The 24186-nt window shown below is 72.3% G+C and carries 19 protein-coding genes; 11 read left to right on the top strand and 8 right to left on the bottom strand.

From position 1 onward, the window contains the following. Nucleotides 1-45 precede the first annotated feature (45 nt). Nucleotides 46-771, bottom strand: coding sequence for a transporter substrate-binding domain-containing protein (locus tag GGE06_RS35785; RefSeq protein ID WP_184932733.1), 726 nt, complete (start codon nt 769-771; stop codon nt 46-48). Between the two features lie 138 nt (nt 772-909). Here GGE06_RS35785 and GGE06_RS35780 point away from each other — a divergent pair, with 138 nt between their 5' ends. Continuing rightward, a complete protein-coding gene (locus GGE06_RS35780; RefSeq protein ID WP_116159659.1) occupies nt 910-2406 on the top strand; it encodes an alpha/beta hydrolase in 1497 nt (498 codons plus the stop codon). A 69-nt stretch (nt 2407-2475) separates the two neighbouring features. Here GGE06_RS35780 and murQ read toward each other — a convergent pair whose 3' ends face one another. Together murQ and GGE06_RS35770 are read right to left on the bottom strand one after the other, a co-directional pair. Then, a complete protein-coding gene (gene murQ / locus GGE06_RS35775; RefSeq protein ID WP_116159658.1) occupies nt 2476-3396 on the bottom strand; it encodes an N-acetylmuramic acid 6-phosphate etherase in 921 nt (306 codons plus the stop codon). Nucleotides 3397-3464: 68 nt separating this feature from the next. After that, on the bottom strand, nt 3465-4382 hold the full coding sequence (locus GGE06_RS35770) for a MurR/RpiR family transcriptional regulator (RefSeq protein ID WP_116159657.1): 918 nt from the start codon (nt 4380-4382) through the stop codon (nt 3465-3467). A 112-nt stretch (nt 4383-4494) separates the two neighbouring features. Between GGE06_RS35770 and GGE06_RS35765 the strand changes: the two genes are divergently transcribed. Continuing rightward, on the top strand, nt 4495-4851 hold the full coding sequence (locus GGE06_RS35765; RefSeq protein WP_116159656.1) for a DUF8819 family protein: 357 nt from the start codon (nt 4495-4497) through the stop codon (nt 4849-4851). A 13-nt stretch (nt 4852-4864) separates the two neighbouring features. Next, on the top strand, nt 4865-5134 hold the full coding sequence (locus GGE06_RS35760; RefSeq protein WP_116159655.1) for a DUF4031 domain-containing protein: 270 nt from the start codon (nt 4865-4867) through the stop codon (nt 5132-5134). A 6-nt stretch (nt 5135-5140) separates the two neighbouring features. On the opposite strand, the gene cpt is transcribed toward GGE06_RS35760, so the two are convergent. The 3 genes from cpt to GGE06_RS35745 form a co-directional block, all read right to left on the bottom strand. Further along, nucleotides 5141-5662, bottom strand: coding sequence for a chloramphenicol phosphotransferase CPT (gene cpt / locus GGE06_RS35755; protein WP_116159654.1), 522 nt, complete (start codon nt 5660-5662; stop codon nt 5141-5143). Between the two features lie 31 nt (nt 5663-5693). Beyond that, nucleotides 5694-6266 carry a dihydrofolate reductase family protein gene (locus tag GGE06_RS35750; RefSeq protein ID WP_116159653.1) on the bottom strand — a complete coding sequence of 191 codons (573 nt, stop codon included), beginning with the start codon at nt 6264-6266 and terminating at the stop codon, nt 5694-5696. 102 nt (nt 6267-6368) lie between these two features. Next, nucleotides 6369-7577 (bottom strand): Cmx/CmrA family chloramphenicol efflux MFS transporter, encoded by a 1209-nt coding sequence (locus GGE06_RS35745; protein WP_116159652.1) that lies wholly within the window; start codon nt 7575-7577, stop codon nt 6369-6371. A 462-nt stretch (nt 7578-8039) separates the two neighbouring features. On the opposite strand from GGE06_RS35745, the gene GGE06_RS35740 reads away from it, so the two are divergent. Both GGE06_RS35740 and GGE06_RS35735 read left to right on the top strand, forming a co-directional pair. Then, nucleotides 8040-15437 (top strand): polymorphic toxin type 27 domain-containing protein, encoded by a 7398-nt coding sequence (locus tag GGE06_RS35740; protein WP_246532928.1) that lies wholly within the window; start codon nt 8040-8042, stop codon nt 15435-15437. A gap of 13 nt (nt 15438-15450) precedes the next feature. Continuing rightward, entirely contained in the window at nt 15451-15858 is a 408-nt protein-coding gene (locus tag GGE06_RS35735; protein ID WP_184932731.1) for a hypothetical protein, read from the top strand. A 75-nt stretch (nt 15859-15933) separates the two neighbouring features. Here GGE06_RS35735 and GGE06_RS35730 read toward each other — a convergent pair whose 3' ends face one another. Together GGE06_RS35730 and GGE06_RS35725 are read right to left on the bottom strand one after the other, a co-directional pair. Further along, a complete protein-coding gene (locus tag GGE06_RS35730; protein ID WP_184932730.1) occupies nt 15934-16668 on the bottom strand; it encodes a hypothetical protein in 735 nt (244 codons plus the stop codon). 119 nt (nt 16669-16787) lie between these two features. Beyond that, a complete protein-coding gene (locus tag GGE06_RS35725) occupies nt 16788-17462 on the bottom strand; it encodes an HD domain-containing protein (RefSeq protein WP_184932729.1) in 675 nt (224 codons plus the stop codon). 382 nt (nt 17463-17844) lie between these two features. Between GGE06_RS35725 and GGE06_RS35720 the strand changes: the two genes are divergently transcribed. The 6 genes from GGE06_RS35720 (at nt 17845) to GGE06_RS35695 (ending at nt 24158) form a co-directional block, all read left to right on the top strand. Next, the gene (locus tag GGE06_RS35720; protein WP_184932728.1) at nt 17845-19281 is read left to right on the top strand and encodes an MFS transporter; all 1437 of its coding nucleotides are present in this window, start codon (nt 17845-17847) and stop codon (nt 19279-19281) included. Between the two features lie 94 nt (nt 19282-19375). After that, entirely contained in the window at nt 19376-20542 is a 1167-nt protein-coding gene (locus GGE06_RS35715) for a trans-sulfuration enzyme family protein (protein WP_116159646.1), read from the top strand. A gap of 105 nt (nt 20543-20647) precedes the next feature. Further along, nucleotides 20648-21187, top strand: a complete 540-nt coding sequence (locus tag GGE06_RS35710; protein WP_116159645.1) for a MaoC family dehydratase — start codon at nt 20648-20650, stop codon at nt 21185-21187. Nucleotides 21188-21259: 72 nt separating this feature from the next. Beyond that, nucleotides 21260-22111, top strand: a complete 852-nt coding sequence (locus GGE06_RS35705) for a class I SAM-dependent methyltransferase (protein WP_184932727.1) — start codon at nt 21260-21262, stop codon at nt 22109-22111. Between the two features lie 82 nt (nt 22112-22193). Further along, nucleotides 22194-23237: a class I SAM-dependent methyltransferase gene (locus tag GGE06_RS35700; RefSeq protein WP_184932726.1), complete on the top strand. Its 1044-nt coding sequence runs from the start codon at nt 22194-22196 to the stop codon at nt 23235-23237. A gap of 27 nt (nt 23238-23264) precedes the next feature. Continuing rightward, nucleotides 23265-24158, top strand: a complete 894-nt coding sequence (locus tag GGE06_RS35695) for a diiron oxygenase (protein WP_184932725.1) — start codon at nt 23265-23267, stop codon at nt 24156-24158. Nucleotides 24159-24186: the final 28 nt, after the last annotated feature.

The following is a 24186-nucleotide window of genomic DNA, read 5'->3' as shown; positions in this document are numbered from 1 at the left end:
CTGTTCGGGGGAGACGACCCGGAGGACACCTCCGGCCCCGTGTGATCAGGCCGGCGGCGCCACCAGTCCCTCCTCCTGCCCCGACCGCCGCAGCGACTCCGCGACGAAGCCGTTCTCCTTCAGTTCCTCGATCGTGGCGCGGAGGAAGGCGACCGTCTCGGGGCTGCGGCCGATCGTCGTTCCGACGGCCTGTCGGATCTCCATGAAGCGGCCCTCGATCAGGCGGACTTCGGGGTGCGCGGCGGCGTACGCCGTGAGCGGCTGGCGGATGCCCGCGCCCGCCTCCAGGTCCTGGTCCCGGAACGTGTCGACGCCTTCCTCTCCCCGTACCACGGTCGCGTGCGCGAGGTTCCTCGACAGGAACAGGTCGTACGCGGAGCCCTTCTTGACCCCGATCCGGACGCCCGGCGCGTCCACGTCCTCCACCGTCGTGAGCGCCGAGCCGCGCGGCACCGCGTACACGCCCTCGATGACGACGTACGGCGCGGTGAACGCGACCTCCGTCTCGCGCGCCGGGTCCACGGCGAGGAAGCAGAGGTCGGCGCGGCCGTCCGCCATCGCGTCGAAGGACTTGCGCGCCGCGTCGAAGCAGAGCAGCTCGACGCCGACACCGAGCCGGGCGGCGATCTCGCGCGCCAGGTCCACGGTGACCCCGGCCGGCGCCTCGGGCGTGCCCTGTGCGAGCACCGGGTTTCCGAGGTTGATGGAGGCCCGGAGGACGCCGGTGGGGGCGAGGTCGGTGACGAGGGTGGGGTTCGGTGTCGTGGTCATGGGCGGAGTCTAGGCGGGGGATCTGGGAGGTCGCGGTGCCGTGTGGCAACCGCCCCCGGGCGTCCGGGGGTTGGCCCCACCCACGATCCGCCCGCCTGCCGGATGGGGCCCGATCGCCCCGTCCGCGAGGCTGTGCGCATGACAACGAATCGTGGACGCAAGGCCCTGATGCTCGCTCTCTCCGTCGCCGCCGTCGCCGGGGTCGGACTCGTCGGGGGCGGTGCCGGCCCCGCCGCAGCGGCGGGGCTGGAGTGGGGCGACTGCGACCCCGCCGTGAAGCCGCTGCCCGGGCAGCAGTGCGCCACGCTCTCCGTGCCCCTCGACTACGCCGACCCCGACGGCGAGCAGATCGGGCTCGCCGTCGCCCGGCTGCGCAGCACCCGGCCCGAGGCGCGGCGCGGGACGCTCATGGTGATCCCGGGCGGTCCGGGGAGCTCCGGTGTGCAGCGGCTCGGGCAGAAGGGGGCCGCCCTGTCGAAGGAGATGAACGGCGCGTACGACCTGGTGGCCTTCGATCCGCGCGGGGTCGGCGGCTCGGCGAAGGCCCGGTGCGGCTTCGCCGAGGAGGACCGGCGCCTGGTGACGCTGCGGTCCTGGCCCGCCGCCGACGGCGGCATCGGCGAGAACGTGGCCCGGTCGCGGCGGATGGCCGAGGCCTGTGCCCGGAACGGCGGTGCCATGCTGCGCGGGCTGACCACGGCCCATCAGGTGCGGGACCTCGACCGGCTGCGGCAGGCGCTCGGTGAGCGGAAGCTGTCCGCGTGGAGCGTGTCGTACGGGACGTACGTGGCCGCCGTGTACGCCCAGAAGTTCCCCGGGCGCACCGACCGCTGGGTCCTCGACAGCAGCTCCGACCCCGACCCGAAGCGCGTCGCCCGCGGCTGGCTCGCGGGCATGGCGCGCGGCGCCGAGGACCGTTTCCCCGACTTCGCGGCCTGGGCGTCCGCCCCGGAGCGGGACGAGGACGGTCTGCGTCTCGCCGAGCGGCCCGAGGACGTACGGCCGCTGTTCCTCGACCTCGCCGCCCGGCTCGACCGGGAGCCGCGCGCCTCGACGACTGCCGGCACCCCCCTGACCGGCACGGTGCTGCGGCAGGCGCTCCAGCAGGCCCTGTACTCCGACGCGGCCTTCCCGGCCTTCGCCCGTCTGATGTCCCAGGCCCTCGACCCGGCGGGCGTGCCCGTGCTGCCGCCCGAGCTGGCCGGGCCGATGCCCGACGAGGCGGCGACCGTCAGCGTGGGCGTGATCTGCAACGACGTGGACTGGCCCGCCTCCGTCCCGGCGTACGAGAGGGCCGTCGCCGCCGAGCGGATCCGCTACCCGCTGACGGCGGGCATGCCGGCGAACATCACGCCGTGCGCCTTCTGGAAGGGCGGCGCGGTGGAGAAGCCGACCCGGATCACCGACCGGGGGCCGTCGAACGTCCTCATGATCCAGAACCTGCGCGACCCGTCCACGCCGCACTCCGTCGGGATGAGGATGCGGGAGGCCTTCGGCGACCGGGCGCGCCTCGTCTCGGTCGACAAGGGCGGCCACGGGGTGTACCTCGGCAACGGCAACGCGTGCGGCGACCGGGCCGTGACCCGCTTCCTGACCGAGGGCGTGCGGCCCGCGGAGGACGTCCTCTGCCGGTGACGGTGGTGACGGTGGTGACGGTGGTGACGGCGGTGACGGCGGTGACGGTGGTGACGGCGGTGAGCGTGCTTACGCGTGGAGCGCCGTGCGCAGGTGGCCCTCCGACGCGGTCAGGCGCTGCTCGGCCGTCTTGGCATCGATGTCGGCGAGGATCATCAGGATCGCGGTCTTCACCTCCCCGTCGGCGGCGGCGAGCGCGGTCTCGATCTGCTCGTCCGGCGCGCCGGTGGCCAGGGCGACGATCCGCCGCGAGCGGGCCTGGAGCTTGTCGTTGGAGGCGCGGACGTCGACCATCAGGTTCCCGTACGTCTTGCCGAGCCGGATCATCGTGATCGTCGAGATCATGTTGAGGACCAGCTTCTGCGCCGTGCCCGCCTTCAACCGGGTGGATCCGGTGAGGAGTTCGGGGCCGGTGACGACCTCGATGCCGTGCTCGGCGGCGGCGGCGAGCGCGCTGTCCTCGTTGCAGGAGACGCCGATGGTCAGCGCGCCGAGGGCGCGGGCGTGTTCGACGGCGCCGACGGCGTACGGGGTGCGGCCGGAGGCGGAGACGCCGACGACGGTGTCGTCGGTGGTGAGCCCGAGGGCGTCCAGGTCGGCGGCGGCGAGTTCGCGCGAGTCCTCGGCGCCCTCGACGGCCTTGATCATGGCGGAGGGGCCGCCCGCGATGAGGCCGAGGACCTGCGAGGGGTCGGTGTTGAAGGTGGGCGGGCACTCGCTGGCGTCGAGGACGCCGAGGCGGCCCGCGGTGCCGGCGCCCATGTAGATCAGCCGTCCGCCGCGGGACATCCGCTCGGCGGTGGCGTCGATCGCGGCGGCGATCGCGGGGAGCTGCCGGGCGACGGCCTCGGGGACGGTCCGGTCCTCGCCGTTCATGGTGCGGGCGATGTCCAGGGTGGGGAGCCGGTCGATCTCGGCGAGCTCGGGGCGGAAGGCCTCGGTGGTGAGGGTGGCGAGCTGGGCGCGGAGTTCGGAGTACGAGGTGGGCACGGGTGCTCTTTCGGTACGGCGGCGTCGTCGGCGCCGGTGAACGAGTGAGGCGGGTGCGGGTGCGGGGCTCAGCGGGTTCTGGGGGAGTGGCGGTGGGCGAGGGCTTCGTAGGAGGCGGCAAGGGCCGGGGCCGCCGTCTCGTACGTGCGCTGCGTGACGCAGGTGAACAGGCAGTCGACGACCAGGAGTTGGCTGGTGCGGGACGACATGGCGGCCGGGCGCAGTTCGCTCTCGCGGGCGGTGGAGGTGGTGAGGACGTGGTCGGCGTACTGGGTGACGGGGCCGTCCGGGCGGCCGGTGACGGCGACCGTGGTGGCGCCGTGGTCGAAGGCCACGCGCAGGGGTTCTATGACGTCGCCGGTGGAGCCGGAGTGGGTGATGGCGATGGCGACGTCGCCGGAGCGGAGCTGCACGGCGTTGGTGACGGCGAGGTGCGGGTCGCTGGGGGCGTGGGCGATGAGGCCGATCCGGAGCAGCTTCTGGCCGAGGTCCTGGGCCACGAGGCCGGAGGCGCCGATGCCGTAGATGTCGATGCGGCGGGCGGTGGCGAGGGCGGCGACGGCGGCGCCGAGCTGGACGGTGTCGAGGCCGGCGGCGGTGTCGGCGAGGGTCTGCTGTTCGTCGTAGGCCAGCTTGGCGACGACGTCGGCGATGGGGTCGTCGACGGCGATGTCGGCGGTGACGGCCGGGGCGCGGCCGGACTGCTGCTGGGCGGCCAGGCCGGCGAGGGCGAGGCGCAGGTCGCGGTAGCCGGGGTAGCCGAGGAGCCGGGCGGTGCGGACGACGGTCGCCTCGCTGGTGCCGGTGAGCTCGGCGAGGCCGGTGACCGTGAGGGCGGCGCAGCCGGCCGGGTCTCCGGCGACGGCCTCGGCGACCCGCTGCATGGAGCGGGTCATGGACGGCGCGAGGGTCCGTACCTTGGCCGCGAGCGCGGCGGGGGCGGGGGGCGCGTCGCTGGTGAAACTTTCCTTCACGTCATTGGTCACATGTGAAAGATACTTTCGGGCGGAGGGGGGCGACAAGACCCCGTCGGCCCTCTTCGGCGCCGGATCCGGAGGGGACCTTCGCCCTTTCCCCCGCGCGGGTGACAATGAGTCCATGGACGACATCGACCCCGTGGAACAGGCGCTGCACACCGCCCGCGCGCTGGTGCTGGCCGACCTGGTGGCCCGGGAGGTGGCCGCCGCAGAGGTGGTGTCGATGGTGGAGGACGCGGTGACCCACCGCCGCTGGTGGGTCGAGCAGTGGCCCGAAGGGGTCTCGTACGTCGCCGGGCTCGTCGCCCAGGACGTGCAGGACGCCCTGCTCGAACGGTACGGACGCTGGCCGCTCTGCCCGGTCTGCGCCTCGGGCGACCCGCACGCCCTCGACGTCGAGCCGGAGCTCGGCCCCGACCCGCACTGGGTCTGCGGCAAGCAGGGCGTGGTGGTGGCCCCGGTGGGCGGCCTGACGTGACGGGAGTGACGGCGTGAGCCTCTACATCGACCCGCCGACCTGGCCGGGTCACGGCCGCATGTGGTCGCACCTGGTCAGCGACGTCTCCTTCGAGGAGCTGCACGCCTTCGCCGCGTCGATCGGCGCGCCGCCGCGCGCCTTCGAGCGGGACCACTACGACATCCCGTCGGACCGGTACGCGGACGCGGTGGCGGCGGGCGCGATCGAGGTCGGTTCGAAGGAACTGCTCGGCCACCTCACCCGGGCGGGCCTGCGCCGCCCGAAGGGCCGCCCGGTCGCCTGAGGCGCGTCAGCCCAGCCGGGCCGCGATCGCGCGGGCGCATTCCAGGGATTCTGTGCGGGTCGTGTCGACCTCGACGTCGTACGTCACGCCCTCGTGCACCTTCAGGGCCTGCTGTGCGGCCATTCCGGTGGTCCGGTCCCCGCGGGCGATCTCCCGGCCTTCGGCGACCCTGCTCTCGCACCGGACGCCGACCCACAGCACGGGCAGGTCGCCGAGGGCCTCGCGCCAGCGCTGCTGAGAGGCGGCGCCGCCGAGGAAGACGTCGTCGACGACGATCCTCGCGCCCGCGCGGGCCATCGCCACGAGCCCGCCGGCCCAGGCCGCCTCGAGGGCCCGGAAGCCGGCGCCGACGCTGACGCCGCCGTCGGCGTCGAAGACGATCCCGGCGTCGTCGTCCTGCATCTTCGCGGGAAGCGCGTCGACGAACGAGTCGACGCCGAACGCCAGCCAGGGGTCCGGCAGTACGGATTGGAGGCACCGCACGATGCCGGACTTCCCCGAGCTGGAACCACCGTTGAGGATGATCATCCGTGTCGTCACGGGCGTCACCCTAGGCGGGTCAGCGGACGACGTCGAACACGTTCTTCTGCAGGCCGTTGGCGTAGGCCTCGTGCTCGACGAGCTTCAGCTTCTGCGTGTCCTTGTCGGTGGTGCTGAAGAGGCGCTTGCCCGCGCCGAGCAGGAGCGGGAAGACGAGCAGGTGGTAGCGGTCGATCAGGCCCGCGTCCGACAGGGCCTGGTTCAGGGAGGCGCTGCCGTGGACGATGATCGGGCCGCCCTCGGTCTCCTTCAGGGCGGCGACCTCGTCGAGGGAGCGCAGGATCGTCGTCTCGCCCCAGTTGTCGACGAGGTCGTCCTCGGTGAGGGTCGTGGAGACGACGTACTTCGGCATGGCCTTGTAGTCGGCGAAGTCCTCCATGTCGGGCCACACGGCGCTGAACGCCTCGTAGCTGGTCCGGCCCATGAGCATCGCGGCCGCTTCCTTCTGCTCGCGGCCCTTGATCTCGAACGCCTCGGGGAGGAACTCGACGTCCTTGAAGGTCCACCCGGAGTTCCGGTAGCCGGGCTCGCCGCCCGGGGCCTCCACGACGCCGTCGAGCGAGATGAAGGCGGTGCTGATCAGGGTGCGCATGGTCGGTTCCTCGGCTTCTCGTGTCCCGGTCTGTTCATGAGCTCTGACCGTCGATCATGGAGGAACTCATCGCTCGCGGCGGGATTTTCTTCGAACGGCCTGTCAGCAGGGCGCGTCGGCCTTCTGCTCCTGCTGCCGGGGCGTGCCCGACGTGACCACGCGGGAGGTGGACTTGTGCAGCTTGAGGGCCACCGCCGCCGTCGCCAGGCCCAGGGCGGTCATCGCCGCGCCCGCCCAGGCGGGGGAGGCGTAGCCGAGGCCGGCGTCGATGACGGTGCCGCCGAGCCAGGGGCCGCCGGTGTTGCCGAGGTTGAAGGCGGCGGTGGTGGTGGCGCCCGCGAGGGTGGGGGCGGCGCCGGCGACGTTGAACATGCGGGCGTTGAGGGCCGGGGCGGTGTAGAACGCGGAGACGCCGAGGAGGAAGGCGAGCAGGACCGTGACGACGGGGCTGGACGCGAAGACCGCCAGGGCGATCAGGAAGACGGTCGACGCGGCGATGCCGCTGAGCAGCACCCCGAAGAGGTGGGCGTCGGCGACGCGGCCGCCGATCGTCGTACCGACCAGGGCGCCGATGCCGAAGAGGGCGAGGACGGCCGAGACCCAGCTCTCGTCGAGCCCGGAGACGTCGGTGAGGAGCGGGGCGAGGTAGGAGAAGGCGCAGAAGACGCCGCCCGCCGCGAGCGCGGTGATCGTGATGGAGAGGAGGACCTGCCGGTCGCGGTAGATGGCCAGTTCCCGCTGGAGGCGGGGCCTGGTGGCGGGGAGCGGGATGTGCGGGATGCGGGTGACGACGCCGACGAGCGCGATCGCGGAGGCCGCGCCGACCGCCCAGAACGCCGAGCGCCAGCCGAGGTGTTCGCCGAGGAACGCGCCCGCGGGGACGCCGAGGACGTTGGCGATGGACAGGCCGCCGATCATGACGGCCATCGCCCGGGCGCGGGAGCCGACGGGGACCATCGCGATGGCGACGGCCGCGCCGACGGCCCAGAACCCGGCGCAGGCGAGCGCGCTGACGACGCGGGAGGCGAAGAGGACGGCGTAGTTCGGGGCGAGGGCGCCGGCGATCTGTCCGAGGCCGAAGACGGTGATGAGGGCGACCAGGGTCGTCTTGCGGGGCAGCCGGAGCGTCGCGACGGCGAGCAGCGGCGCGCCGACGACCATGCCGATCGCGAAGGCGGAGATGAGCAGCCCCGCGCGGGGGATGGAGACGCCCATGTCCTCCGCGATGGGCGGCAGGAGCCCGGAGAGCATGAACTCGCTCGTGCCCAGGGCGAAGACGGAGAGGCCGAGGATGTAGACGGCCAGGGGCATACGGGTGGGGGGTATGGAGGGGGAGGGGGTGGTGGCGGATGTCGTGCGCTCGGCTGAGGAAGACGGCATGACATGGGTCAACCTGTGGTTTGTGCCTGTCATTCCGGGGTGACGGGAACGTCTTGGCATGCGGGACGGATCCGCCCCGACCCGGGTTCCTTACGCCGGGTAACAAGATGATCAACAACGCGGTCGGTTTGCCCGCCCCTGGGGTGCCGTGTGACCTTGGTCCAGATTATTTGATCTTCACGGGCGGGGGCGCGGCGTGGCATCGTCGCGACGTAAGCGGCAGTGCCGGTTCATGGGGAGAACCGAGTGCCGGCATGTGTCGTGACCAGGGGGAACACCACCCGGCGGCAAGCCGCTCTCTGTCATGCCCGGATCAGGGCGCTGCCTCACGATCGAGAGATTGCCAGGCAGAAAATGTCCCTGTTCAGAGACGTCGGCAGACGCCGGCGTCGCATGCGGTACGCCCTCACCCGGGCCACCGGCGCGACCGCGCTGGTCACCGCCACGGCCGTCCTCACCGGCCTGGTCCAGGCCTCGCCCGCCGCGGCCGACACCACCCCCGAGACGGACACCGGATACTCCCGCAACAGCATCGGCCAGGACCGGCGGCTCGACCGCTGCCTCGCCGGTGTCGCGCTGCACGTCGGCGGCCCCCTGATGAAGGCCAAGGCCGTCGAGGGCCTCACCGGCACCGAGGAGCAGCTCCGCGAGGCCGTCGGCGACCGCGGCTGGATCGGCTACGGCCCCCTGGGCCAGGCCGCCGACGGCGACAAGGAGGCGCGAGACGCCCAGTTCGCCGCGGAGACGGCCCGCACCACGGCCCTCGACGAGGCCAACAAGCCCTACCGCGAGTCCGCCTGGGCCAGCGACGACATGGAGTGGCACGCGCCGAGCTTCGCCGACGCGATCACCCGGCACGCCGTCGTCGCCCAGACCCAGCTGGCCTGGCGCCTCGGCAAGGACGAGCACAGCAAGGCGAGCCCCGAGGCCGTCGCCCGCGCCAAGGCCGTCACCGAGGAGAACCGCGGCAAGGACTCCTGGCACGACTGGGCCGCCGACGACATGCTGCGGGACAGCGACGTCGCCTGGGACTACTTCGGCGGCACGACGTCCAGCGACATCGCCTCCTACCTGAGGCGCGGCGGCTACGCCGTCGAGGCCCCCGTCAAGGACTCCGCCGCGTACCGCATCGAGGTCGAGGACCTCAAGCAGGCCTGGGCCGCCTGTGACTGGCAGAACCCGGTCGACCCGCGACGCAAGCTCAACGAGCCCGTCATGGACGCGATGGTCGAGTGGGAGCAGGAGTACGCCGGCCAGGCCACCCAGCGCGCCACGATCATCAAGGCCGAGGTCGACGCCTCGGTGGCGGCCCGCACCGCCACCGACCTGATGATCCAGTCCATCGAGCAGGCCTGGTTCGCCGACCAGATCCTGACCTGGCGCAAGTACTGGACGGACAAGCTCGCCCAGGACCCGGACACGATCCTGGAGAAGCCGGACCAGGCGTTCTACGACAAGGCCACGGCCGACCTGGCCCGGACCCGGACCAACGTCGCCACCCTCGTCGCCTCCGCCAAGGCGCAGGCCGCCACGGCCGCGACCGCCGCGGAGAAGGCCTCGACCGCCCAGCAGGAAGCCTGGGGCGTCGCCGACGCGACCCACGTGCCGCGCGGCCGGGGTCTGATGTACGCCCAGCAGTCGGTGCAGGTCGCCCGCGCCTCCTCGGCGGTCGCCGCGGCCGCCGCGAAGGCCGCCGAGACCGCGCTGAACGCCGCCGACGCGACGATCGCCACCAGCGACACGCTGCTCGCCAAGGCGCAGACCGAGTCGCGCGCGATCGACACCGAGTTCCGCCGCGTCGCCGCGCAGGAGGCCGCCGCCCAGGCGAAGGCCGCCGCCGACAGCGCCGAGGCCAACGCCACGGCCGCCGCCGAGAGCGCGAACACCGCCAAGGCCGCCCGTACGACGGCCGAGGACAAGCGCGACAAGGCGAAGGCCGCCGCCGGCACCGCCGCCACCGAGCGCGCCAAGGCCCAGACGGAGCAGGCCACCGCCGTCGCCTCCCGCGCCAAGGCCGCCGCCGAGCGCGCCAAGGCCGCGGCGGCCGAGCAGCGCGCCGCCACCCAGCAGACGACGGCGACCGGCGCCGACACGGCGGCCGGGACCGCGAGCAGCGACGCCAGGGCCAAGCGGACGCTCGCCGACGCCAAGGCCAAGGCCGCGCAGGCCGCCCGCGAGAAGGCCGTCGCCGCCCTCCAGGCCAAGCAGGCCACCGCCGCCCGCGCCGCCGCCCTCGAAGCCGCGGCCACCGCCGCCGAGGGCACCGCGGCCGCCGCCGAGACCCGTACGGCCGCCACCGCCGCCCGTACGGCCGCCACCGAGGCCGCACAGGCCGCCACCGCCGCGCAGACCGCCGCGGACCAGGCCACCGCCGCCGCCGTCACGGCCCGCTCCGCCGCCACCACGGCGGAGGGCGCCGCCGCGCGCGCCCAGGCGAGTGCGAGCGCCGCGTGGTCGGCGTACCGCACCTCCCTCGGCGAGGCGTCCACCGCGCACGCCGCCGCGGCCACCGCGCTCGAGGCGTCGAAGGACGCGGCGATCCGCGCGGACAACGCCGCCACGGCGTCGGAGAACGCCACCGGGCTCGCCAAGAAGGCCGAGCAGGAGGCGATCGCCGCCGGGACCGGGGCCGCCGAGGCCGTGAAGTCCGCCGGGACCGCCGCGGGCCGCGCCTACGCCGCCGGCCAGGCCGCGCTCGCCGCCCGCGACAGCGCCACGGCAGCGGGTACCGCCGCCGGCGACGCCATCTCGTACGGCGCGCCGTACCAGGAGAAGGACAGCGCGGCCGCGTTCGCCGTGCTCGTCGGCCAGTCGGCCAAGACGGTCGCCGAGCAGCAGGCCGCGGCCGCCGAGGCCAAGGCCGCGCAGGCCGAGCAGGCGGCACAGTCCGCCCAGCAGACTGCCGCGCAGGCCACCGGCGACGCGAAGCTCGCCGCCGAGGCCGCTGCCGCGGCCGCCTCGGACTCGGCCCGCGCCGCCGAGGCCGTGACCCGCGCCCAGGCGTCCGCGGCCGAGGCCGCCGACGCGCAGCAGGGCGCGAAGACCGCCTCCGACACCGCCGGCGAACACGCCGTACAGGCCGGGAACGACGCCGCCTCCGCCCGCCTCACCGCGGACGAGGCGAGCGACGCGGCCACCGAGGCCGACCGTGAGGCCACCGACGCCGAGCGGCACGCCGCCGAGGCCAACGGAAGGGCCGGCCGGTCCGCCGACGCGGCCAAGGAGGCCGCGGAGAAGGCGGCCAAGGCCGAGCAGGACGCCAAGGACGCCGAGACCAAGGCCGGCGACGCGGCGGGCGACAGCACCGCCGCCGAGGAGGCCGCGAAGAAGGCCGAGCAGGAACAGCGCGAGAAGAACGAGGCCGCGCACAAGAGCGCGCTCGCCGAGGGCACCACGCCCATCAAGGGCGGCGCCTCCAACTGGCCCGTGCTCGGCGAGCGCGAGGAGCAGATCCTGCTCGACGCCTGCGGCCAGACCTGCGTCGACGACTACCGGCAGGGCCTCGCGGCCGTCTCCGTGAACGTCGTCGAGTGGGCCGACGCCAACGGCGGACGGATCCTCTTCGAGCAGCTCGACGCCGCCAAGGTGAAGACCTGCCTGGCCGGGTCCGACGTCGACGACTGCCTCTGGGCGCTGGTCGACATCCCGTCGTCCGCCGTGATCGTGGGCCGTATCCCCGCGCTCGCCCAGGCGATCGAGAAGGTCTCCGACGGCATGCGGACGATCTTCCGCGACGCCGACGACGCCCTGCGCCGGCTCAACGAACTCACCGCCGTCATCAGCGACGTCCGCTCCACCCCGCGCCTCAACCGGTGCCTCGCGGGTGTCGCCCTGCACGCGGGCGGCGCCAAGACGAAGGCCCTGGCCATGCAGGGTCTGACCGGTGGCAACGCCCAGCTGGAAGCCGTCGTCGGCGAGCGCGGCTGGATCGGCTTCATGCCCCTGGGGCAGGCCAACGACCAGGACCGTGAGGCCGGTTACGCCTACCTGGACGCCTTCGCGGCCCAGAAGGCGATCCTGGAGGACGCCAACAAGCCGTACGCGATGAGCTCGTTCGACGACGGGATCACGCTGCACGCACCGGAGTTCGGCGCCGACGTCATCGCGTTCACCTCCGCCACCCAGGCGAAGCTGGCCGAGCGCATCGGCTGGGACGCGCACACCAACGCGAGCCCCGAGGCGATCGCCAAGGCCCGGCAGATCACCGAGCAGAACCGCGGCCAGGACAGCTGGAACGACTTCGCGGCCGACATCATGCTGCGGGACTCCAACGTCGCCAACACCCGCTTCTTCGGCGGCACCACGTCCTCCGACATCGCCAGGTACCTGCGGTACGGCGGCTTCCCCGCCGGCAAGGTCACCGAGGGCACGCCCGAGTTCCGCGTCGAGGTCGAGAACCTCAAGCAGTCGTGGGCCTCGTGCAACCACGCCGACCCGGTCGACCCGCGCAACGCCCTGAGCGAGGCCGTCTCCCAGGCCTCGGCCGAATGGGAGGCGGAGTACGCCGGTCAGGCCGCGCCGCGCGCCGTCATCATGCAGGCGGAGGCCGACGCCGCCGCCGCGACCCGGTCCGCCACCGCCGCCATGATCGAGGCCATCGGCCAGGCGTGGCGCGCGGACCAGATCCTGCGCTGGCAGAAGTACTGGCACGACCAGCTGGAGGCCGACCCGGACCACATCCTCAAGCCGAAGCAGGCCCTCTTCGACAAGGCGAAGGCCGACCTCGCGAACGCCCGGGGCAAGGTCCAGGCGCTGGTCACCACCGCCAAGGACCAGGCCACCGCCGCCAACGCCGCCGCCGCGCGCGCGGTGACCGGCCAGCAGCAGGCCTGGGCCATCGCGGACGCCGCCGAGGTGCCGCGCGGCCGGGGTCTGATGTACGCCCGGCAGTCCGTGCAGGTCGCCCGTGCCTCGGGCGCGGCCGCGACGGCCGCCTCCAAGGCGACCGAGACGGCCCTGAACGCGGCGAACGCCACCGTGTCGACGTCCGAGGCGCTGCTCGCCCTGGCGAAGACCGAGGCGCACGCCGTCAACACCGAGTTCCGCCGCATCGCCGCCCAGGAGGCCGCCGCCCAGGCGAAGGCCGCCGCGGACAGCGCCGACGCCTACGCGGCCTCGGCCGCGGCGAACGCCGAGACCGCCAAGAAGGCCAAGGAGAAGGCCCTCGCGGAGGAGCAGGACGCCAAGCAGGCGGCGGCCGACGCGCAGGCGCAGCGTGCCGTCGCCGAGCTGGAGCGCGCCAACGCGGCGGCCTACCGGGCCACCGCCGAGCGCGAGCGGGACAAGGCGGCGGGCCACGAGGCCGACGCCGTCGCCCAGGGCCGGATCGCGAGCGACGCCCGCGCCTCGGCCGAGGCGGCGGGATCCACGGCCGCGTCCAAGCGGGCCGTCGCCGAGCAGGCGGAGCGCGACGCGGTCGCCGCCCGCGACAACGCCCTCGAGGCCGAGCAGCGGCGCGACTCGCTGAACGCGAAGGCGGCGGCCCTGGAGGCCAACGCCGCAGCCGACGAGGGTACGGACGCGGCAACCGCCTCCCGTGCCGCCGCGACCGACGCCCGTTCCGCCGCGAACGAGGCGACCACGGCGGCCACCAACGCCCGCGCGGCGGCGAACGCGGCCACGGCCGCGGCGACCAACGCCCGCGAGGCGGCCACCAAGGCGCAGGGCTCCGCGTCCCGCGCCAAGGCGGCGGCCGACAGTGCCTGGGCGTCCTACTGGATCGCGGCCGGTTCCGCCGCCGCGGCCCACGCGGCGGCGGCCGAGGCGATCGACGCCTCGCAGGCGGCCGCGGCCGACGCCAAGGGTGCCAAGGAGCAGTCGGAGAAGGCGTCCGCGGCGGCCAAGGTCGCCAAGACGGAGGCTGCGGCCGCCCGTTCCGAGGCGGCGCAGACCGCGTCCTGGGCGGCGACCACCGCGGGCAAGGCGCTCGCGGCCGTGCAGTCCTCGCTCGCGGCCCGTGACTCCGCGGCCGCGGTGAACAAGCCGGCGAACGAGGCCATCGCGCTCGGCGGCCCGTTCCAGGAGGACGACAGCTCCGCGGCGTTCGCGGTGCTGACCGGACAGCAGTCGCTGACGATCGCGCAGCAGCAGGCCGCGTCCGCCGCCGCGACGGCGAACCAGGCCGAGGAGTTCTCCGCCGAGGCGAAGGCCCTGGCCGCACAGGCCGCGGCCGACATGAAGCTCGCGGCGGAGGCCTCCGCCGCGGCGGCGGCCGACTCGCTGCGCGCCGCCAAGGCGTACCAGCGGGCCCAGTCCTCGGCCGTCCAGGCCGCGAAGGACGCCAAGGACGCCCAGGCGGCCGCCGGCCGTGCCGACGGTTACGCCATGGCGGCCGGCGAGGACGCCCTGAAGGCGTCGTCGGCGGCGTCGGACGCGCAGTCCGACGCGAACGCGGCGGACGCGGCGGCGACCGAGGCGGAGAAGGACGCCGCCAACGCCCGCGCCGTGGCCACCAAGGCCGAGGAGGACGCGGCCAGCGCCCGTGCCACCGCCACCAAGGCGGAGGAGGACGCGACGGCGGCCGAGACGGCCGCGGCGGGTGCCAGGGACGCGGCGGAGGAGGCCCAGGCCGCCGCGGACCGCACGGAGAAGAACGGCAACAGCGAGCAGATCTCGCAGGGCGTCACCACCGGCATCAGCGATGTGTGGGCGGTCCTCGACCACATCGAGTACATCGGCGAGCCGCAGAACGTCAAGAAGGACAACTGCAACCCGATCATCCACATCGGCGACTGCAAGATCACGGCCGACGTCACGTACAAGTCCCACGTCGACGTGTACATGTGCATGGTGCCGTGGGAGCAGTACACGGCCTCGGGCAGCTGCCCGGCAGCCGAGACCGTCTACCTCGGCCCCGAGGTGGCGAAGGCCGAGACGAAGACCCTCAGCATCACGCTGACGATGACCGAGTTCAACTCGGGCATCGATCCGGTCGACATCCTGCTCGGCGACTTCATCGGCTGCGCCAAGCTGCTCACGCCGGGCGTCTCCGGCGGCAGCTGGGGCGACTGCGCCTGGGCGGCCAGCTGGTTCGTCGGCGGCGTGCTCTTCAGGACGGCGAAGGCCGGAGTGATGGCGCTGGACGCCGCCATGAGGACGGGCATCGGCTTCATGGACGCCTACAAGGCGCTCCGCACCATCGGTCTGACCGAGGCCGCCGTCCAGGGCATCATCAGCCGGATCTTCCGGAAGATCGGCGAGGCGTGCGAGGTCGCGGACACCGCGACCTTCAAGCTCGCGTCGTTCTCCATCGCGTCGTCCGACTCCGACGTCGTCAAGAAGTGCACCGAGGTCCTCAAGGACATCGTCAAGGACGGCGATCGCGTCGTCCTCGGGGTCAACCCCCACTCGGACGAGCTGGCCAAGTTCCTCGGCGGCGGCGCGGACACGTTCAACAACAAGGTGTACGGCACCGAACTCCCGGCCAGCATGGGGATGGGGTCTCGCGCCCTGTGGACGGTGGGCGTCGAGCGGGCGGTGGTCAACCCCAACGTGGAGATCTCGGTGTCCCTGGACGGTGTCGAAGGCGCCGCGACCGCCAACGAGGCGCTGAGCAAGCTTCTGGCGCGAGGGGAGACGATCCCGGCCAATGACTGGAGCGCCGTCCAGGCCGGCGGCTACGGAACCGCATGGGAGATGATCAAACTCCGCACGGCCGTCCGTATGGAGTACCGCACCTGGGATTCCATCAAGTGGTACATGAAGGTGCTCGACGAGGAGACCGGCAAGATGGTGCCCAAGCGGGTCTACCCGGATCGCTTCACGTACCCCAACGGAACGCCGGTCGACTGAGGAAGAGAGAGCAGTGACAGATTTCGTCCGGGAAGGGCGGCTCTTCAGAGTCGGCGGGTTCAACCCCTCGCACCGGCAGCTCTTCCTGATCAGCGAGGCCACGCTGGTGGACCAGACCACGACCAGGGTCGAGGTCTGCTTCGGGCATGTGGAGCTGATGTTCCTCAAGCCCCTCTACCCGAACGGGCTCCGCATCCGGCGGGCGACCGCCGCCGAGTTCGGCGTGCTCAGCGAACGGCACGGCATTCCGGCGGCGGACGCCGAGTACACCTGGATCCTGGATCCAGAGGGCGAAAGCTTCGTCGTCAGCGCCCATCCGAGCTGGCGGGAGGCGGAGTACGCCCTGATGGGTGCGCAGAAGTCGTTGTACGAATCGCCCTGGCCGCCGGAGTTCCCGGCGGAATCGGGAAGCGTCAACTGATCGTCGAATGAAAGGGGCCGTCCCCGGTGCATCCGCACCGGGGACGGCCCCTTCCCGTTTCTCCGACGGGCGATATCAGCCCCTCGCGTCCGCGATCTTCTTCAGCTGGGCGTCGACCACCGGCACCGGGATCGCCGCCTGCTTCGGGTCCAGCATGTTCACGCCGTAGAAGGCGGCGACGACCCCGCCGCTGCGGACCACGGTGTACGTCATGGGGACCTTCTGCTTGCCGATGTCGCCGGTGATCCGGTACGCGACGGTCTCGTCGGCGCCGGCGCCGAGCTTCGGTGCCGGGAGGCTCTCGACCTTGCCGTAGGTGAGGCCGAGGGTCTTGAAGCCCTTGGGGCAGGCGGTGACGGCGGCGCGGAGGTCGGTCATGACGCGGGTGGCGTCGGGCTCCGAGTGGGAGGCGAGCCACATGGAGCCGACCGTGGCGTCGGTGGCGGCGGTGGGCTTGAGGGAGCGGTGCGCGACGCCCACGGCGGGGAGGTGGGTGAAGCCGCCGATCAGGCTGGCGAGGGGCTGGCAGGCCTTGTTGTCGGACTTCATGTCCCGGCCGGCCTCGACCTCGGCCTTGGCGATCTTCCTGGCCTCGTATCCGGCGGCCTTTCCGGTGAGGGCGGCCTTTTCGAGCTGCGCGGCGTCGAGGGCGCCGATGCGCTTCGCCTCCGCGGAATTCTTCTCGTCGGCGCTCTGTGCGGTCGCCTTCGGCTTCTTTTCTCCGGATTCCGCGGATTCCCCGCTGCACGCGGACGCCAGAAGCAGGGCCGGTATGACGGCGACGATCGGAAGGGCCCTGTTCAGTCTCATTTTCTTTTGCTTTCCTGGCGTCTCTCGCGGGTCAAGAACAAACGAAAATGATCTTACCGGCGGTGGGGGTCCTTCCTCATTACGTTTTGGCGTCGGCGGGGCCCTTCCGGCCGGTTCGTTCAGTTCTTGCCGGACATGTCCGCCAGTTCCGCGAGTTCCCGTTCCAGGTTCTCCCGGGCCCTCTCCTCCCAGACCGCCGCGCCGTACGGGGTGCGGAAGAGGCGGGGGAGGCCGAGGAGCTGGCGCAGGACGGCGGCGCGGCCCTTGCGGAAGTCCGGTTCGGGGACGAAGGCGTACTCCTCGCGGACCGCCGCCGTATACCCCCGATAGGTATCCGGGTCGGTGGCCAGGATCGCCAGGTCCGCGTCGCAGAGGGTCTCGCCGTTGAGGTCGCCGGCGGCCGGGTCGTGGGTGGTGGTGAGGCGGACCAGGCGGGCCACCTCGCTCACCTCGTGCGGGGTGAGGCCGGCTTCGGTGAGCGCCTTCTCGGCCAGGGTCGCCGAGCGTTCCTCGTTCTCCGAGCGGTCCGGGCGGTAGACGGCGTCGTGGAACCAGGCCGCGAGCCGTACGAGCTCCAGCTCGCCGCCCTCTCCGCCCTGGTCGGCGAGCTCGTCGATGCGGTCGAGGACCGCTCTGAGGTGGGCGACCGTGTGGTAGCGGCGCTGCGGTTCGGCCCAGCGGGACAGCAGGTTCCGGCCGTACGGGGCGGGGTCGGGGCCCTCGCGGCCGGCGCGGGCGGCGAGCAGGGTGGTGTTCCAGCGCTGGAGCAGGGCGGGGTCCTGGTCTGCGGTCATGGGGGCATTCTGCCCGGCCCGGGGCACGGAGGCGGCGCTTCCGACGCGCCGCGGCAGGTGCGGGGAAGCGCTTCCCGCGCGGCGCCGCAGGTGTGAAGGAAACGCTTCCCGCGCGTCGCCGCAGGTGTGAAGGAAACGCTTCCCGCGCGTCGCCGCAGGTGTGAAGGAAACGCTTCCCGCGCGTCGCCGCAGGTCTGGAGCAAGCGCTTCCCGCGCGGCGCCGCAAGCGCGGAGGCAGTGCTTCCCGCGCGCTGCCATGAGTGCGGAGCGGATGCTTCCCGTGCTCCCTCATCTCACTCTTACATACCCCCCATGGGTATGCTACGGTGCTCCGCACAAGTACCCCCTAGGGGTATGCAGCAGCGAGTGAAGGGTCAGGGCAATGTCAACCGTCAATCCCCGGCGCTGGTGGGCACTTGTCGTGCTCGCCGCCGCTCAGTTCATGGTCATCATGGACACCTCGATCATCGGCGTCGCACTCCCCGAGATGCAGAAGGACCTGGGCTTCTCGCAGAGCGAGCTCCAGTGGATCTTCAACGCCTACGTGATCGTCTTCGGCGGCCTGCTGCTCCTCGGCGGACGCCTCTCCGACCTCGTCGGAGCCCGCAAGATCTTCGTCTCCGGCTGGGCCGTCATGATCGCCGGTTCGGTCGTGGCCGCCGCCGCGCAGACCGCCTGGGTCGAGATCGTCGGCCGCGCCGTCCAGGGCGTCGGCGGTGCGCTGATCGCGCCCTCCGCCATGACCCTGCTCATGATGCTCTTCATGCACGACCCGAAGGAGCTCGGCAAGGCGATGGCGCTCTACGGCGCCGCGGCCCCCGCCGGCGGCACCGCGGGCGTGTTCCTCGGTGGTGTCTTCACCGAGTGGGTGAGCTGGCAGTGGGTCTTCATCATCTACATCCCGATCGGCCTCGCGACCCTCGCCGCCACCAAGCTGCTCCCGAACGTCGAGTCCCGCCGCGGCTCCGTCGACATCCTCGGTGCCGTCGCCGTCACCGCCGGTCTCGCGCTCGCCGTCTTCGCCGTCGTCCGTGCCCCCGAGGTCGGCTGGGGCGCCACCGCCACGATCCTCGAACTGGTCGGCGCCGCGGTGCTCCTGATCCTCTTCTTCGTCATCCAGAAGAGCATCCGCGAGCCCCTCATGCCGCTCAGCGTCTGGCGGGTCCCGCGCCTGGGCTCGGCCAACCTGGCCATGACGCTGCTCGGTGCCGCGTGGATCCCGATGTGGTACTTCCTCAACCTGTACCTCCAGCAGGTCCTCGGCTACGGCGCCTTCGAGTCCGGTGCCGCGCTCCTCCCGATGACCGTGCTCCTCATGATCTTCATGACGGCCATCACGGCCCGGCTCATGATGAAGGTCGGCGCCAAGCCGCTCATCGCGGGCGGTCTGCTCGTCCTCGCCGCCGGTCTGGTCTGGCTCGCGGCCGTCGAGCCCACCGGCACCTTCCTCGTCGACGTCCTGCCTGCCTCGCTGGTCGCCGCGCTCGGCATGTCCCTCGCCTACATCCCGACGATGATGAGCGCGATGGCCAACGCCCCGCAGGAGCAGGCGGGTCTCGCCTCCGGCATCGTCAACACCACCTACAACGTCGGCTCCGCGCTCGGCCTGGCCGCGCTCACCGCCGTCGCCATGTCCCAGGGCGCCGACCAGCTCGGCAACCTGCCGAAGCTGACGGAGGGCTTCTCCTCCGCCTTCATCGGCGCCGCGATCATCGCCGCCGTCGGCGGTGTCCTCACCCTCCTCGTCATGAAGAGCGACAAGACGGTCGCGGCCGAGGCCGCCGCCGCCGCTCCGCAGGGCGAGAAGGTCTCCGTCTGATCCCCGCCCCGAAGGGGCCGCCCGATGTCCGACCCCGGACGTCGGGCGGCCCCTTTCCCGTATTCGGATTTCCCGCATTCGGAGAGGATTCCCCGTGGAACTGAACACCCGCGCCGTGCACGTCTTCAACGAGCCTTTCCAGGGTGGCAGTTGGCCGCTCTCCGTGCCCCTCGTCCAGTCCTCCGCCTTCGCCTTCGACTCCGCCGCCGAGCTCGCCGGCGCGATGGCCGACCCCGACGGCAGGTACGTCTACAGCCGCCGCGGCAACCCGACCGTCAGGGCCCTGGAGCAGACCCTCGCGGGGCTCGAGTCGGGGGAGGGGGCCATCGCCTTCGCCTCTGGGATGGGCGCCATCAGCGGCGTCCTCCTCGCCCTGCTCAAGCCCGGCGACCGGGTGGTCGCCCAGCGCTGCCTGTACGGCGGGACGCACGCCGTCCTGACGGACCTCGCCGAGCGGTACGGGATCGAGGTCGTACGGATATCCGGCGACGATCCGGCCGAGTTCGAGGCCGCCGCCGTGCACCCCGCCACCCGGCTCCTCGTCCTGGAGACGATCGCCAACCCCACCGGCCAGGTCCCGGACCTGCCGGGACTGCTCGCCGCCGCCCGCGCCCTCGGGGTGACGAGCATGGTCGACAACTCGCTCGCCTCGCCCGTGCTCTGCCGCCCCCTGGAGCTCGGCGCCGACGTCGTCGTGCACTCCACCACCAAGTACCTCTCCGGGCACTCGGACGTCCTCGGCGGCGCCGCCGTCTTCGCGGACGACGCGCTGCGCCGCCGGGTGTGGCCCCGCACGGTCGAACTCGGCGCCTGCGCCGACCCGTTCGCGGCCTGGCTCACCCTGCGCGGGATCCCCACGCTGCCGCTGCGGATGCGGGAGCACTGCGCCAACGCCGCCGCCCTCGCCGAGCTCCTCGCGTCCCGCCCCGGCGTCACGGCCGTCCACTACCCGTGGCGCCCCGGCCATCCCTCGTACGACACCGCCCGGAAGGTCCTCGCCGGCGGCGGGGGGCTGCTCTCCTTCGAGCTCGCCGGGGGGCGGGAGGCGGGCCGGGCGTTCATCGAGCGCGTACGGCTCGCGAAGCTCGCGCTGTCGCTCGGCGGCGTGGAGACGCTGGTGGCCCATCCGGCGTCCACCTCCCACCGCGAGCTGGACGCGGACGCGCTCGCGGCCGCGGGGATCGCGCCCGGTCTCGTGCGGATGTCGGTCGGGATCGAGGACGTCGAGGACCTGTGGAGCGACATAGAGCAAGCGTTGTGATGAAGGGCCCTTCGGGTCCTTCTTTTGGGTTGACAAAATAAATGACTGATTCGTAGATTGGGTGATGCCAGGAAACGCAGACTCCTAGGTCAAGGGGGGCGCGCGATGCGCTACTTCGAGGACTTCCGGCCCGGCGACGTCCATGAACTGGGCACCGTCACCGTCACGGCGGAGGAGGTGCTGGAGTTCGGCAGGCGCTTCGACCCGCAGCCCTTCCACACGGACCCCGAGCTCGCGAAGGACTCCCCGTTCGGCGGTCTGATCGCCAGCGGGTTCCACACCCAGTCGATGTTCATGCGCCGCTACGTCGACGGACTGCTCGCCTACAGCGCCTGCACGGGCTCGCCCGGCATCGACGAGGTCCGCTACCTGCGGCCCGTCCGCCCGGGTGACGTCCTCACCGCCCGCGTCGAGGTCCTCGGCGCGACCCCGTCGCCGTTCAATCCCGCCACCGGCACCGTCAAGCCGCGGTGCACGCTCGTGGCCGCCGACGGGACGGCCGTGTTCAGCATGATCCTGCACAGCATCTTCCGCCGGCGCCCCGCCGACGCCGAGGCCGGCCATCTGTCGTCGATGCCCGCGGCCGAGGACCCCGTCGCCTGTGTGCGACCGGCCAAGACCTGTGTCCCGGCCATGAGCGCCTGACGAACCGTCCTTCGTCGGGCCCCTGAACACGGCCGTCCGAAACACCTCACCTCAACCGAAGGGAGACCTCCTGTGGAGGCCGTATCCCGCACCGCCCAGTGGACCGCCGCCGCGCGCGCCCTGGAGACCGAGCGCGAGGACCGGCTGTTCGCCGATCCCTACGCGCGCACCGTCGCCGACGAGATCGGCTTCGAACTGCTCGCGCGCTACGACGGCGGCGGCATCGTGCCGTTCCTCGCCATCCGCACCACCTACCTCGACCGGGCCATCGTGAAGGCGGTGGAGGAGCGCGGCATCCGGCAGGTCGTCTTCCTCGCCGCCGGCATGGACACTCGCTTCTTCCGGCTGCCCTGGCCCGACGGCGTGACCGTCTACGAGCTCGACCGCCCGGCGCTCCTGGAGGCCAAGGCCGAGATGCTCAAGGACGAGCCGCTGCCGGCGGGGCGCACCCGGGTCCCGATCCCGGTCGACCTCACGCAGGACTGGACCGGCCCCCTGAAGGAGGCCGGCTGGAAGAGCGAGGAGCCCGTCCTGTGGGTGGTCGAGGGCCTGCTGTTCTTCCTGCCCGAGCAGGCCGTGCGGACCCTCATCTCGCTGCTCGCCTCGCACGCCGCGCCCGGCTCCGTGCTGCTCGGCGACGTCATCTCGAAGTCCGCCCTGGAGAACCCGCTGGCCCGCACCTTCATGAGCGCGCTCAAGGAGGACGGCAACCCGTGGCTCTTCGGCACCGAGGAGCCCGAGGAGCTGCTCGCCGACTGCGGCTGGGCCGTGCGGGAGGTCAAGCAGCCCGGTGAGGACGGTGCCTCCTTCGACCGCTGGCCCTACCCGGTCCCGGCCCGCTCCGTGCCGCGCGTGCCGAGGTCGTTCCTCTTCACCTGTGACGTGCCGGGTGCGACCGGTGTCGACTCGGAGGTGGCCGCATGACCGCCCGCCGGGGGTCCGGGGGTCGTCCCCCGGGTCAGCACAGTACCTGTGACACGCCGACCTTCGAGGAGGAGAAGGCCGCATGAGCGCCCACGACTTCCACCAGCGGGTCATCACCGACGCCGGCGCGGCCGTCCGCGGTCTGACCGTCGCCCTCGGCGAGCGCCTCGGCCTGTACAAGGCCCTCGCCGCGCACGGCCCGATCACCGCCGGCGACCTCGCCGCGAAGACCGGCACGAACGAGCGGTACATCGAGGAGTGGCTGCACGCCCAGCTCTCCGCCGGGTACGTCGAGCGGCATCCCAGCTCCCTCACGTACACGCTCCCCGCCGACCACGTCGAGGTCCTCGCCGACCCGAAGGCCGTCACCTACGCGGCCGGCTTCTTCACCGCCCTCAAGGCGCTGTACGCCACCGAGGACCTGCTCGTCGAGGCGTACAGGACCGGTGACGGCGTCGGCTGGGCCGAGCACGACGCGGCCCTGGACACCGGCATGGGCTCCTTCTTCCAGCCCACGTACGAGCACAAGCTCGTCCCGGACTGGCTGCCCGCCCTGCACCAGGTCACCGACAAGCTGAACGGCGGCGGCACGGTCGCCGACGTCGGCTGCGGCGTCGGCCACACCACCCTCCTCATCGCGAAGGCCTTCCCGAACGCCACGGTCCACGGCTTCGACTACTCGGAGGAGGCCATCTCGATCGCGCGGGAGCTCGCCGAGGAGGCCGGCCTGTCCGACCGGGTCGTCTTCGAGGTCGCCTCCGCCGACGACTACCCGGGCTCCGGCTACGACCTGGTGTGCTTCTTCAACGCCCTGCACGACATGGGCGACCCGGTCGCCGCCGCGCAGCACGTCCGCAAGTCCCTCGACGCGGACGGCACCTGGATGCTCGTCGAGTCCAACGTCTCCCCGCAGGACATCGACACCCAGACCCCCGCCGCCCGCATGTTCATGGCCCTGTCCGCCGTGATGTGCCTGCCGGTCGCCGTCGCCCAGCGCGGCCCGCACGCCCTCGGCAACCACTCCGGCGAGAAGGCCTTCCGGGCCATCGCCGAGGAGGCCGGCTTCACCCGCTGGCGGCGCGCCACCGAGACCCCTGTCAACGCGGTCTATGAGGTCCGTCCTTAACCCCCCTACGTCACAAGGAGCAACCACATGACCGCCATCGCTCCGCTGCCGGTCACCGACCGGTTCATGGAGGTCCTGGAGCGTCTCAGCGAGCGCTCGGTCGAGGACTACTACAACCCGTACCAGACCTTCCAGTGGCCCGAGACACTGGAGGAGAACCGTTTCTGGATGACGCCGGAGCTGCTCACCGTCTACGGCACCGAGCACTACGACGCCCTCGGCGAGGAAACGCTTCAGCGCCTGTCGAAGTGGGAGTCCATCAACTTCTACAGCCTCAACGTGCACGGCATCCGCGAGCTCCTCATCGAGGTCGTCGGCCGCATCCACATGCCGGGCTTCGAGGTCCCCTCGGACTTCTTCCACCACTTCATCGGCGAGGAGAACGAACACATGTGGTTCTTCTCCGAGTTCTGCCGGCGCTACGGCCACAAGATCTACGGCTCCACCGGCATGCGCGCCGACGCCGCCTGGGAGCCCGAGGTCGAGAACTTCCTCGTCTTCACCCGCATCCTCTTCTTCGAGGAGCTCGTCGACCACTACAACTCCCGGATGGCGAAGGACGACTCCCTCTGCCACACCATCCGCGAGGTCAACCGGATCCACCACCAGGACGAGTCCCGGCACATCGCCTTCGGACGCGAGCTGGTCTCCCTCCTGTACCAGCGGATGTGCCAGGCCGTGAGCGCCGAGCGGGTCCGCGAGGTCGAGGCGTACCTCAAGCGGTACGTCGTCTACAGCATCAACTCCCTCTACAACCCGCACGTCTACCGCGACGCCGGCATCGCCGACCCGCTGGCCCTGCGCAACGCGCTGGTCGCCGACGAGTGCCGCCGCCCCCACGAGCGCAAGGCCATCCGCAAGCCGCTCAGCTTCTTCCTGAAGACCGGGATCTTCTCGGACGACACCCTGCCCGTCGTCTGAGCTCCGCCGAGGGACCTCCCAGCCGAGA

This window comes from Streptomyces nymphaeiformis, from assembly GCF_014203895.1.
GTDB lineage: Bacteria > Actinomycetota > Actinomycetes > Streptomycetales > Streptomycetaceae > Streptomyces > Streptomyces nymphaeiformis.
This window is presented reverse-complemented; position numbering and strand designations above follow the sequence as displayed.